At 69.2% G+C, this 12,450-nt stretch carries 11 protein-coding genes and 1 tRNA gene; 10 read left to right on the top strand and 2 right to left on the bottom strand.

Features of this window, described 5'->3' with window-relative positions; genetic code table 11:
- The first annotated feature begins 18 nt into the window (after window positions 1-18).
- The 7 genes from fdxH (at window position 19) to OU994_RS15105 (ending at window position 8,259) form a co-directional block, all read left to right on the top strand.
- Window positions 19-942 (top strand): formate dehydrogenase subunit beta, encoded by a 924-nt coding sequence (fdxH, locus tag OU994_RS15135; RefSeq protein ID WP_281611439.1) that lies wholly within the window; start codon window positions 19-21, stop codon window positions 940-942.
- Window positions 929-1,588: a formate dehydrogenase subunit gamma gene (locus tag OU994_RS15130; protein ID WP_281611438.1), complete on the top strand. Its 660-nt coding sequence runs from the start codon at window positions 929-931 to the stop codon at window positions 1,586-1,588. The genes fdxH and OU994_RS15130 overlap by 14 nt, the downstream gene beginning before the upstream one ends.
- 213 nt (window positions 1,589-1,801) lie before the next feature.
- On the top strand, window positions 1,802-2,830 hold the full coding sequence (gene fdhE / locus OU994_RS15125) for a formate dehydrogenase accessory protein FdhE (protein WP_281611437.1): 1,029 nt from the start codon (window positions 1,802-1,804) through the stop codon (window positions 2,828-2,830).
- Complete coding sequence (selA, locus tag OU994_RS15120; RefSeq protein ID WP_281611436.1) at window positions 2,827-4,299, top strand: L-seryl-tRNA(Sec) selenium transferase; 1,473 nt, start codon at window positions 2,827-2,829, stop codon at window positions 4,297-4,299. The genes fdhE and selA overlap by 4 nt, the downstream gene beginning before the upstream one ends.
- The gene (gene selB / locus OU994_RS15115) at window positions 4,296-6,197 is read left to right on the top strand and encodes a selenocysteine-specific translation elongation factor (protein ID WP_281611435.1); all 1,902 of its coding nucleotides are present in this window, start codon (window positions 4,296-4,298) and stop codon (window positions 6,195-6,197) included. The genes selA and selB overlap by 4 nt, the downstream gene beginning before the upstream one ends.
- A gap of 40 nt (window positions 6,198-6,237) precedes the next feature.
- Window positions 6,238-6,333, top strand: a tRNA-Sec gene (locus tag OU994_RS15110).
- A gap of 168 nt (window positions 6,334-6,501) precedes the next feature.
- A complete protein-coding gene (locus OU994_RS15105) occupies window positions 6,502-8,259 on the top strand; it encodes a von Willebrand factor type A domain-containing protein (RefSeq protein ID WP_281611434.1) in 1,758 nt (585 codons plus the stop codon).
- 57 nt (window positions 8,260-8,316) lie between these two features.
- Here OU994_RS15105 and OU994_RS15100 read toward each other — a convergent pair whose 3' ends face one another.
- On the bottom strand, window positions 8,317-8,745 hold the full coding sequence (locus OU994_RS15100; RefSeq protein ID WP_281611433.1) for a hypothetical protein: 429 nt from the start codon (window positions 8,743-8,745) through the stop codon (window positions 8,317-8,319).
- 225 nt (window positions 8,746-8,970) lie between these two features.
- On the opposite strand from OU994_RS15100, the gene OU994_RS15095 reads away from it, so the two are divergent.
- From OU994_RS15095 to OU994_RS15085, 3 genes are all read left to right on the top strand, one after another.
- Window positions 8,971-9,978, top strand: coding sequence for a cation diffusion facilitator family transporter (locus tag OU994_RS15095; RefSeq protein WP_281611432.1), 1,008 nt, complete (start codon window positions 8,971-8,973; stop codon window positions 9,976-9,978).
- A gap of 175 nt (window positions 9,979-10,153) precedes the next feature.
- Window positions 10,154-10,975: an alpha/beta fold hydrolase gene (locus OU994_RS15090; protein WP_373922619.1), complete on the top strand. Its 822-nt coding sequence runs from the start codon at window positions 10,154-10,156 to the stop codon at window positions 10,973-10,975.
- Window positions 10,975-11,667, top strand: coding sequence for a YoaK family protein (locus OU994_RS15085; protein ID WP_281611430.1), 693 nt, complete (start codon window positions 10,975-10,977; stop codon window positions 11,665-11,667). Before OU994_RS15090 ends, OU994_RS15085 begins: the two co-directional genes overlap by 1 nt.
- A 156-nt stretch (window positions 11,668-11,823) precedes the next feature.
- Here the strand turns inward: OU994_RS15085 and OU994_RS15080 are convergent, their stop codons facing one another.
- Entirely contained in the window at window positions 11,824-12,390 is a 567-nt protein-coding gene (locus OU994_RS15080) for a TMEM175 family protein (RefSeq protein ID WP_281611429.1), read from the bottom strand.
- Between the last annotated feature and the right edge of the window lie 60 nt (window positions 12,391-12,450).

Below are 12,450 nucleotides of genomic sequence, written 5' to 3'. Positions count from 1 at the left end.
CGGGGATAAGGAAAGATCATGGCATTACAATCTTTGGACATCAAACGCATCTCGGCCACCACGGTGCAGCCGCCGGTTGCCCGCGACCCGGTCACCGGCACGGTCGCCAAGCTGATCGACGTATCGAAATGCATCGGCTGCAAGGCCTGCCAGACCGCGTGCTCGGAATGGAACGACCTGCGGGATGAAGTGGGTGAAACCACCGGCGTGTACGACAACCCGATCGACCTGACGCCGCAATCGTGGACCGTGATGAAATTCGCGGAACACGAGAACAACGACGGCAACCTGGAGTGGCTGATCCGCAAGGACGGCTGCATGCACTGCGAGGAACCGGGCTGCCTGAAAGCGTGCCCGGCGCCTGGCGCGATCGTGCAGTACACCAACGGCATCGTCGACTTCCACCAGGAAAACTGCATCGGCTGCGGCTATTGCGTGACCGGCTGCCCGTTCGACGTGCCGCGCATCTCGAAGAAGGACAACCGCGCGTACAAGTGCACGCTGTGCTCGGACCGCGTGGGCGTGGGCCAGGAACCGGCATGCGTGAAAACCTGCCCGACCGGCGCGATCGTCTTCGGCACGAAGGAAGACATGAAGACGCACGCGGCCGAGCGGATCGAGGACCTGAAGTCGCGCGGCTACCAGAACGCCGGCCTGTACGACCCGGCCGGCGTGGGCGGCACGCACGTGATGTACGTGCTGCACCACGCCGACCGCCCGGCGCTGTACAGCGGCTTGCGCAACAACCCTTCCATCAGCCCCGTCGTGGGCGCGTGGAAGGGTTTGACGAAGCCGCTGGCCCTGGCCGGCATGGCGGCGGCGGCGCTCGCGGGCTTCTTCCACTACACCCGCGTGGGGCCGAACGAGGTCAGCCGCAAGGAAGAAGAGGAAGCATTGCACGACGCCAAGCGGATCGCGGAGGAGCGCCATGACAAACGATAAGATCGTGACGGACAAGGACGGCAACCCGGTCATCGAACGGTACAAGCCGAACGAACGGACCAACCACTGGATCACGGCGATTTCGTTCGTGCTGCTGGCGGTCTCCGGCCTCGCCCTGTTCCACCCGGCGATGTCTTGGATGGCGGTGTTCCTCGGCGGCGGCCAGTGGACGCGGATCCTGCACCCGTTCATCGGCATCGTGATGTTCGTGTCGTTCCTGGTGCTGGTGCTGCGCTTCTGGCACCACAACTTCCTGGACGCCACGGACCGCCAGTGGCTGAAGCAGATGGACGACGTGCTGGCCAACCGCGAGGAGAAACTGCCCCGCATCGGCAAGTACAACGCCGGCCAGAAGCTGCTGTTCTGGGTGCTGATCGTGTCGATGGTGGGCCTGCTGCTGACCGGCATCGTGATGTGGCGCGCCTGGTTCTCGCACCTGTTCGCGGTCGACGTGATCCGCGTGGCCTCGCTGCTGCATGCGTTCTTCGCGTTCGTGATCATCATCTCGATCATCGTGCACGTGTACGCCGGCATCTGGATCAAGGGCTCGATGGGCGCCATGATCCGCGGCACCGTCACTTACGGCTGGGCGCGCAAGCACCACCCGCGCTGGTTCGAGGACGAGATGCGCAAGCGCAAGCACTGACGGCGAACTGCACGCTTGTTCGTATTCGTCTAAAATTGGCCGGGCCCGCGTGGCCCGGCTTTTTTATTACTTGTCAGAACACCGTCGGATGTCTTTCACCCAACGGCAAGGGCCGGGGTCAGACCCGCCGGGTCTGACCCCGGGGTTTGCGTTTGGGGTTGCTCTTTGCACAGTGGCCCTTTGCAATACCAAACCCGAAATATTGGAGTTATCTTGGTACAGCGACTGCTAGAACCGGGCGAGATCGAATCGCTCGACCACACCGCCATCCCCCGCCTGCTGCTGCCGCGGCCGGGCGAACTGTACGCGGCGCGCGCGGAACGGCTGCGCCAGCTGGCGCAAAACAACATCAAGGGTATCCCCGTCGACGAGGCGCTGGCCAGCTATGTCAACGTGATGGCCGAGCTCGTGCAGGCGCAGGCGGACGTCGTGAAGACCCTGCTGCCGGCCGGCGTGCCGCTGCCATCGCAAGACGGGATGCGCACGGCGCATGAACACAACATGCCGCCGCTGCCGGTGACGGGCCAGCGCCCGGAACAGTGGCGCACGGTCTTCAACGCCCTGCTCGACAGGCTGGACGCGAAGGCCGCCGGGCAACCGCAGCTGGCGGCGGCACTGGCCGGCCTGCGTGCGCTGGACGAAGCGCAACTGGAAGGCGCGGCCGATGCCGTGCTGGGCGAATTCGCCGAAGGCATCGATGCCGCCCAGGCGCCGTTCGTGGCGGCCGCGCTGCAGGTGACCTGGAGCGTGATGGCCGCGCAGCTCGACGAGCGCTGGGCCCAGCCGCTGGTGACCGGCACGCTGTGCCCCGTGTGCGGTTCGCACCCGGTGGCCAGCGTGATCCGCATCGGCGGCCAGTCGCAGGGTTATCGCTACCTGCATTGCGCGATCTGCGCCAGCGAATGGCATATGGTGCGCGTCAAGTGCTCGTGCTGCGAAGCCAATGCAAAGGTGGCTTACCAGGGCTTGACCGACGCGAACGCCGATCCGGTCGCCGAGAACGTGGCGGCGGCGCGGGAAGGCAAGATGCTGAACAAGGCCAACGATCCCACCCGCGTGGCGCGCGCCGAAACGTGCGACGAATGCCATGGCTACCGCAAGATCTTCAACCAGGAACACGACTACAACGTGGACCCGCTGGCCGACGATCTCGCCAGCCTGGTGCTGGACGTGCTGGTTTCCGAGCTGGGCTATGCACGCGCCAGCGGCAATCCCCTGCTGCGGCTGGGCTCTCCGGAATGACGGAAGCCGTCGGGGAACGCGATCCGGCACAGCCGGCGGCGGAACCGAAGCCGGCGGTACGCCTGCCGGCCGTGCACCTGCTGCTGGCCGCCCCCGCCTGCCAGCCGCTGGTGGCGCGGTATGGCCGGGAACAGACCGTTGCCGCGCTGCGCGAAGTGCTGGCCGGCCTGCGCACCGCGCTGCTGGGCGGCGGCGCGGTGGACACATCGGAAGATGCCGTGCTGGCCGCGCTGGCCGCACGGCTCGCGGCGGCCAACCGGCCGGCGCTGCGCCGCCTGTTCAATCTCAGCGGCACGGTGCTGCACACCAACCTGGGCCGCGCACTGTTGCCGGACGTGGCCGTGCAGGCCGTGGCCGACGCGCTGCGCTGGCCGATGAACCTGGAATGGGACCTGGAAACAGGCAAGCGGGGCGACCGCGATACGCTGGTCGAGCAGCACCTGCTGAAACTGACGGGCGCCGAAGCCGTCACCATCGTCAACAACAATGCCGCCGCCGTGCTGCTGATGCTGAACACGCTGGCCAGCGGCCGCGAAGTGATCGTGTCGCGCGGCGAGCTGGTGGAAATCGGCGGCGCCTTCCGCATTCCCGACGTGATGACGCGCGCCGGCGCCACGCTGCGCGAGGTGGGCGCCACCAACCGCACGCACCTGCGCGATTACGCGGACGGCATCAACGCCGCCACGGCGCTGCTGATGAAGGTCCACGCCAGCAATTACGCGATCACCGGTTTCACCAGCGAAGTCAGGTTGCCGGAGCTGGCGCCGCTGGCGTGCGAGCGCAACATCCCGGTGGTCGTGGACCTGGGCAGCGGCACGCTGGTCGACCTGGACAAGTATGGCCTGCCCCATGAAACCACGGTGCGCGAAACCATCGACGGCGGCGCCGACCTCGTCACCTTCAGTGGCGACAAGCTGCTGGGTGGCCCCCAGTGCGGCATCATCGCCGGGCGCCGCGACCTGGTCGAGGCCATCAAGGCCAACCCGCTGAAGCGCGCGCTGCGCGTCGGCAAGCTCACGCTGGCGGCGCTGGAACCCGTGCTGGCGCTGTACCACGCGCCGGACCTGCTGCCGGAGCGCCTGACCACGCTGCGCTTGCTGACCCGCCCCGCCAGCGCGATGCGGGCGCTGGCCGAACGCCTGTGCGGCCCCATGCAGCAGGCGCTCGGCGATGCCTATGCCGTGTCGCCCGAGCCGATGGCGAGCCAGATCGGCAGCGGCGCCCTGCCCGTCGACGTGCTGCCCAGCTTCGGCCTGGCGCTGCGCGCCGCCGCCATCGCGGGCCAGCCCCGGCGCGGCGATCCGCTCGGCGTGCTGGAACGCAGGCTGCGCGGCTTGCCCGTGCCAGTGGTCGGCCGCATCGCCGGCGATACCCTGTGGCTCGACCTGCGCTGCCTGGAGGCGCCGCAGGTCGAGGAGTTCGAACGGCAGCTGGCGCACCTGGCACCGGCGCGGGGGCCGGGCGCATGATCGTCGGAACCGCAGGCCATATCGACCATGGCAAGACCACGCTGACGCGCGCGCTGACGGGTGTCGACACCGATCGCCTGAAGGAGGAAAAGGCGCGCGGCATCTCGATCGAACTGGGCTACGCCTACCTGCCGCTGCCGGGTGGCGACATCCTCGGCGTGATCGACGTGCCGGGCCACGAGAAATTCATCCGCACCATGGCCTCCGGCGTGACGGGCATCGACCATGCGCTGCTGGTGGTGGCCGCGGACGATGGCGTGATGCCGCAGACCGTCGAGCACCTGGCCATCCTGCGGCTGCTGGGCGTGCAGCGCGGTTCCGTGGCGCTGACGAAGACGGACCGCGCCGACGAGCGTCGCATCGCCGCCGTCGAGGCGGACATCGCCGCGCTGCTGGCCGATACGCCGCTGGCCGGCGCCCCCGTGTTCCGTACCGCCGCCACGCAGCCGGGCGATCCCGGCGTGGCCGCCCTGCTCGCCCACCTGGCCGACGCGGCGCGCACGCTGCCCGCGCGCGACGACCGGCGGCTGTTCCGCCTCGGTATCGACCGTGTCTTCACGCTGGCCGGCCAGGGCACGGTCATCACGGGCACCGCGCTGGCCGGCCGCGTGGCGGTCGGCGACACGCTGGTGCTCGCGCCCGGCGGCCAGACAGCGCGCGTACGCGGCATCCATGCGCAAAGCCGCAGCGCCGCGGAGGGGCATGGCGGGCAGCGGCTGGCGCTGAACCTGGCCGGCGTGGCCAGGGACGCCATCGAGCGGGGCACGTGGGCCGTCGCCCCCGCGCTGCAGGCGTGCTCGGAACGCATCGACGCGCGCCTGCTCCTGGCGGGCGGTGCGAAAAGCGCCGTGCTGAAGGCGTGGTCGCCGGTGCACGTGCACCTGGGCGCCGCGCACCACACCGCGCACGTGGTGCCGCTCGACGAGGACATCGTCCAGCCGGGACAGCCGGCGCGCGTGCAACTGGTGTTCGACGTGCCGGTGCACGCGGTGCCGGGAGACCGCTTCGTGGTGCGCAACGCGCAGGCCACGCAGACCATCGGCGGCGGCACCGTGCTCGATCCGTTCGGCGCGGCCCGCAAGCGCCGCAGTCCGGCGCGGCTGGCATGGCTCGATGCGCTGCAGGCCTACGTGGACAGTGGCGACGTGGCCGACCTGCTGGCGCACAGCCCGCTGGGCGTGCGCACCGCCGCGCTGGTGCGCCTGACCCAGCTGCCCGCCGATGCGCTTGCGCCGCCCGAAGGCTGCCTGCGCCTGCCGCTGGGTGGCGGCGACGAGCTGTGGATCGCCCGGGCCGCGCTGGAGCGGCTGGAAGGCTCCGTGCGCGACGCGCTGGCCGCCTTCCACGCCCGGCAGCCGGACGATGCCGGCCCCGAGCTGTGGCGCCTGAAACGGATGGCGCAGCCCGATGCCGAGGATGCGCTGTGGCAGGCACTGGTGGCACGCATGCTGGCCGCCGGCACCGTCGCGCAGCGCGGCCACAGCCTGCACCTGCCGGAGCACAGCGTGGCGCTGACGCCGGAAGAAGAAGCCCTGGCGGCACCGCTGCTGGCCGCGCTGGAACGGGGCCGCTTCGATCCGCCCTGGGTGCGCGACCTGGGGAAGGAATTCCGGGTGGCCGAGGACGAGGTGCGGCGCCTGCTGCGCAAGCTGGCCCGGGCCGGGCAATTGTCCCAGGTGGTACCGGACCTGTTCTACCATCCGCGCGCGCTGGCGGCGCTGGCGCACATCGTCGCCACGCTACCGGACACGCAGGCGGCCACGTTCCGCGACGCCACGGGCCTGGGCCGCAAGCGGGCCATCCAGGTGTTGGAGTTTTTCGACCGCGTCGGCTATACTCGCCGCGTCCGCAACAGCCACCTGGTGCGGCCCAATGCGTGCTGGCCCGACCCTGCATGATGCCGGCACTGAGCGGGCCTGGCGCCGGTCTGCGACACGAGGAAGGCATTCTCATCCGGTGATGGGGCCGGGCTTCAAACCCGGTGAGGGGCGTCAGCCGTTCCTCTGTAAGTTCGACTCTTTCTGCCTTCCGCCATCTTCCTGCGACTGCCCCAGCCGCGGTGCGCTTTCATCCCGGTTGCCATCCCGGTTGCCATCTCGGTTGCCATCTCAGTTGCCATCTCAGTTGCCATATGTAACGGCAGTTGACGGGGCGATGCCATTTCGGCATGTTAGCGGGATTCCACACCTTGCGAGGCATCCCATGAAAGCGCCCTTCCACCTGGTCCCGCCGCTGGCCATCGCCGCCCTGCTGGCGGCATGCAGCAGCGGTTCGGTCCAACAGCAGCCCGCGCAGGAGCAGGCCGCACAGGATCAGGCTTCACCGCAGGTGCCGGCCGCGCCAGTGCCACCGGCCCCGCCGGCCGCGCCGTCACCGTCGGTCGCGGTGGCCGGCAGCAGGGCCAACATCACGGCCCTGCGGCGCCCCATGCAGATGCCCGGCGCCTACTACCTGCCGCCCGTGGTCGTGCCGCAAGGCGCCAACAAGTTCCCCGGCAAGGACGCCAACAAGGCCGTGCTGGTCAGCGAGCAGCCGGTGTCGACCTTCAGCGCCGACGTGGACACCGCCTCGTATGCATTCGTGCGCCGCCTGCTGGCCGCCGGCACCCTGCCGCCGGCCGACGCGGTGCGGGTCGAAGAGATGGTCAATTACTTCCCCTACCGGTATGCCGCGCCGCGCGATCCGGCCCGGCCATTCGCGATCGGCACCGGCGTCGTGCCGAGCCCCTGGCAGGCCGGCAACCAGCTGGTGCACATCGCCGTGCGCGGCTACGATATCGCCGCCGAAGCCCGGCCGCGCGCCAATGTGGTGCTGCTGGTGGACGTGTCGGGCTCGATGGAGCCGGCCGACCGGCTGCCGCTGCTGAAGCAGGCGTTCCGCCTGTTCGCCCAGCAGTTGCGCGACGACGACACCGTGGCCATCGTCACCTACGCCAACGGCACGGGCGTGGCGCTGGAACCGACCGCCGGCAAGGACAAGGGCAGGATCGCCGACGCCATCGCCGCCTTGCAGGGCGGCGGCGGCACGGCCGGCGGCGCTGGACTGCAGCGCGCCTATGACCTGGCCAAGCGCCATTTCGACCCGAAGGCCGTGAACCGCGTGATCCTGGCCACCGACGGCGACTTCAACCTCGGCATGAGCGACCCGCGGCAACTGGAGCAATTCATCGCCGGCCAGCGCAAGAGCGGCGTCTACCTGTCGATCCTCGGCGTCGGCGAAGGCAACCTGAACGACGCGCTGATGCAGCGGCTGGCCCAGGCCGGCAATGGCAACGCGGCCTACATCGATTCGCTGCTGGAAGCGCGCAAGGCGCTGGGCCAGGAACTGGGCTCGACCATGTTCCCGATCGCCAACGACGTCAAGCTGCAGGTCGAGTTCAATCCCGCGCACGTTGCCGCGTATCGCCTGGTCGGGTATGAAACGCGGATGCTGGACCGGCAGGACTTCAAGGATGACAAGGTGGATGCCGGCGACATCGGTGCCGGCCACACCGTGACGGCGATCTACGAGATCACGCCGGCGGCCGCCGCGGCGAAGCTGGTCGATCCGCCGCGCTATGCCGGCAACGGCACGCGCAAGGCGGCCGCGCCGGAACGGAAGGCCGGCAGCGATGAACTGTGCTTCGTGAAGCTGCGCTACAAGCTGCCGGGCGAATCCGCCAGCCGGCAGCTCGATCACCCGGTGCGGGCCACGGCGCGCGCCACGCTCGACGCCGCCCCGGACGACCAGCGCTTCGCCATCGCCGTGGCGGCGTTCGGGCAGAAGCTGCGCGGCGAACCGCAACTGGCCGGCATGGCGTATCCGGACATCGCCGCGCTGGCCAACGGGGCGCGGGGCGCAGACCCGGATGGCTACCGGGCCGAATTCGTGCGGCTGGTGCAGATGGCCGACACGCTGGACAAGGTGGGCCCGCAAGCGAGCCATGGCGCGCCGCGTCCGCACGCCGCCATCGCCCGCTGATCCCTCAACCGCCGGCTCGCCGGGACGCGGAACTGCCGGGGGCCGGCCTGCCGACCTTTACTTCTTGCCGCTCTTCGGCGCCTCGTCCAGCGCGCGGCGCTCGACCGGATTCACGTAGGCTTCCGACGGCTTGATCTCCATCGCTCCCTCGGCGCCGCGGTCGCCGTTGCCGGCACCGATCCCCGTGGTGGCCGTGGCGCTGGAACCGGCGCCGACGCGCTCGCCGGTCATCGAGCCGCCGCTGGTGTCGACCTTGCCGGCTTGCCGCGCTGTGGGCGCATTGCGTGCCTGGCCGGCGTTCTTGTCCGCCTGCTTGCTGGAGTTGCGCTGCGCCGTCGCCGTCTTGCCGGGCGTGGCTTCGGTCGCGGCCTTGTTGTCCGACTGGGTCTGGGGCGGATTGGCCATGTTGCTGACGGAATGGCTCTGCGCCGAAGCGGCGCCCGTGAATGCCAGGGCGGCGACTGCCGCGATCAGGTGGATATGCATGATGGTCTCCTCGGGCGTAGCGCCCTGCAATGCTCCGGCAAGATGCCGGAATGACAGTTTTCATTCTGCCATCCTGCTCAGCAATAACCTGTAGGAGAAGGCCGCGTGCGCAAGTCGGCTCCCGACCCGCGCGCCAGTGCGCGCGCACCCTGGACACGCGTGCGCGGCCGAACAGACGGGCTGGCACCGTCTCGCCATCCTGCATGGCTTGACCGGAGAACGCCCATGACAGACACCACGCACCGCAACGACACAGCCGCCGGAACCGGCGCGCCCGCAGCAACAGCCCAGGCGGGACAGGCAACCCAGGCGTCGCGCACGGGCTCGCAGAAAGTCATCTACGCCGCCATCGTCGCCAACCTCGGCATCGCCACCGCCAAGTTCATCGTGGCCGGCATCACGGGCAGCGCCGCGATGGTGGCCGAAGGCATCCACTCGGCCGTGGACACGGGCAACGAGTTCCTGTTGCTGCTCGGCGAGCGCCGCAGCACCCGTCCGGCCGACCGCAGGCACCCTTTCGGCTATGGCAAATCGCTGTACTTCTGGGCGCTGATCGTCGCCCTGTCGGTGTTTTCGCTGGGCGGCGGGCTGTCGATCTACCACGGCGTGGCGGCCCTGCAGGCCCCGCCGCCGCTGGAAGACCCGCTGTGGAACTACGTCGTGCTGGGCGTGGCCGCCGTGTTCGAAGGCTACAGCTGGAACGTCTCGCGCAAGGCCCTGAACGCCGTGCGCAAGGCGGGCACCACGCTGTGGCAGGCGGTTCGCGCCAGCAAGGATGCGTCGGTCTTCACGGTCTTCATCGAGGACACGGCCGCGCTGCTGGGCATCGCCATCGCGGCGGCCGGCATCGCGCTGGGCCAGTACTTCGACAATCCCTACTTCGATCCCGCCGCGTCGATCCTGATCGGCATGCTGCTGGTCGGGGCGGCGTTCATGCTGGCCCGCGAATCGGGCGCCCTGCTGGTGGGCGAAAGCATCGACCGCGACCAGCTGGCCGCCCTGTACGCGCTGTTCCGGCGCGAGCCCGCGCTGGACAGCGTGGCCAGCCTGCGCACCATGCAGATGGGGCCCGAGGAAGTGCTGCTGGCCGCCTCCGTCCAGTTCCGCCGCGGCATGCCGATCGACGAGGTGGAACAGGCCATCGCCCGGCTGGAAGCGGCCATCGCCGTCGAGCACCCTGTCATCCGCCACGTGTATTTCGAAGCATCGGCATTGCGCGCCGCGATGCGGTGACCGGGACGCCGGACGGCAGCGGCCACCGTTCCGGCAGCCGCCCGGCCGCGCCATAACCCCCGGCCGTGGCGCCCTCCCCTCTCCCTTAGTGCAGTGGTCCGCGCGGCGCCCAGCAGGGACAATGCCTGCACCGCAACAACGTTCAGAAAGGAACACCATGACAACGCAACGCACCATCAATACCGTGACCACCCGCGACGGCACCATCATCCGCTACACCGACTGGGGCGACGGCCCGGCCGTCGTGTTCAGCCACGGCTGGCCGCTGCAGGGCGACGCATGGGAAGACCAGATGCTGTTCCTGGCCGAACACGGCTACCGCGTGATCGCCCACGACCGCCGCGGCCATGGCCTGTCCAGCAAGCCCTGGCACGGCAACGACATGGATCACTACGCCGACGACCTGGCCGCCGTGATCGACGCACTGGACCTGCAGGGCGCCACCCTGGTCGGCCACTCCACTGGCGGCGGCGAAGTCGCCCGCTACATCGGCCGCCACGGCACCGGCCGCGTCAAGCGCGCCGTGCTGGTGGGCGCCGTCACGCCGCGCATGCTGGTCGGCCCGGACAATCCGAACGGCGTGCCGATGGAGGTGTTCGACGGCATCCGCGCTGGCGTGAAAGCCGACCGCGCGCAATTCTTCAAGGACCTGACCACGCCGTTCTACGGCTACAACCGCGACGGCGCCAAGGATTCCCAGGGCGTGCGCGACACCTTCTGGCTGCAGGGCATGCAGTGCAGCATCCGCGCCGCGTACGCGTGCATCAAGCAGTTCTCGGAAACGGACTTCACGGAAGACCTGAAGAAGATGACCATCCCGACGCTGGTGATCCACGGCGACGACGACCAGATCGTGCCGCTCGCCGCCACCGCGCGCCGCGCCGTCGAGATCCTGCCGCAGGGCCGCCTCGAAGTGTACGAAGGTGCGCCGCACGGCCTGCCGACCACCCACAAGGACCGCCTGAACGCGGACCTGCTGGCCTTCCTGAAGTCCTGATGCGGGTTCCCCCCAGCGACCTGTTCCTCGGCATCTGCCTCGGCGGGCTGGCCGGCTATGTCGACACGGCCGGCTTCGTGGCCCTGTACGGCCTGTTCACGGCGCACGTGACGGGGAACTTCGTGCTGATCGGCGCAACGCTGACGCATCCCGAGCACACCACGCTGCTGCTCAAGTGCCTGGCCTTCCCGGCCTTCGCGCTGGGCGTGGTGGCCACGCGCCTGCTCGGCAACCGGTGCGAGCGGCGCGGCGTGGTGCCGATCCGCTCCATGCTGTCGATGCAACTGGTATTGCTGGTCGCGTTCATGGCGACGGCGCTGCTGGCCGTGCCGATCACCAGCCCGGATGCCCCGCTGGTGCTGCTCACCGGCATGCTCGGCGCCGCCGCGATGGGCGTGCACAATGCCGCCGGCAAGCTGCAGTTCGCGCGCATCGCACCGACCACGGTCATGACCGGCAACGTGACGGAACTGCTGATCGACATGACCGACCTGGCCACCGGCCATGCCACCCCGGCCGCGAAGGAAAAGTTCGTGCGCTTCGTGTGGCCCGTGCTGGCCTTCGCGCTCGGCTGCATCGCCGGCGGCGCCGGCTACGTGCACTTCGGCTTCTGGTGCCTGCTGGCGCCGATCGCCGCTGTCGCGGTGCTGCTACTGTTCCCGTGGCAGGTGGCCAAGCCGGCGCACGTCTAGCTTCCACCGCGGCGGTCGAGGCATCGGTGCCGCACATTTTTTTCGGGTGATTCTTCCGGAAAAAGTGTGCGGCACCGGTTTTCTCCACCGGACATACGCGCGACGACTGCAGGCGGGATAGCGGGCATCCCATCGGCGGCCGCTTCATCGCCTGCCCTACATTCTTTCCACCCGCGGATCCGGCCGGATCCACACCAGCGCCAGCCCCACGTAGAATGCCGCGCCCACCAGCGGCTGCCACAGCGACAGCGGCACGCCCACCGCGTAGAGCACGATCGACACCCATCCCTTGGTATCGCGGCCGATCGCATGGGCCAGCGCCGATTGCGGGCCGTGCAGCCGCACCAGGCTGCGCACCAGCAGGTCGTAGGCGATGGCGCTCATCAGCAGCACCACGCCGTACAGCGCCATCGGCAAGGCCGCCATGTGCTGCTCGCCCAGCCAGTTTGTCATGAACGGCACCAGCGACAGCCAGAACAGCAGGTGCAGGTTGGCCCACAGCGCGCGGCCGTCGACTTTCTGCGCCAGCTGCAGCAGGTGGTGGTGGTTGTTCCAGTAGATGCCCACGTAGACAAAGCTCAGCACATAGGCGAAGAACAGGGGCCACAGGGGCAACAGCGCTTCCAGCGTGGCTTCGTGCGGCACCTTCAGCTCGAGCACCATGATGGTGATGATGATGGCGATCACGCCGTCGCTGAACGCTTCCATCCTCGACTTGCCCATTTCCCTGCGGGTCCCTGCTTCCGCGGCGCCGGCTCTCGCGGATTCCTGTTGGCTGGCTTC

This window comes from Pseudoduganella sp. SL102 (assembly GCF_027856995.1).
GTDB lineage: Bacteria > Pseudomonadota > Gammaproteobacteria > Burkholderiales > Burkholderiaceae_D > Rugamonas > Rugamonas albidiflava.
Note: the sequence above shows the minus strand (reverse complement) of the source record. Positions and strands in the feature narration are given on the sequence as shown.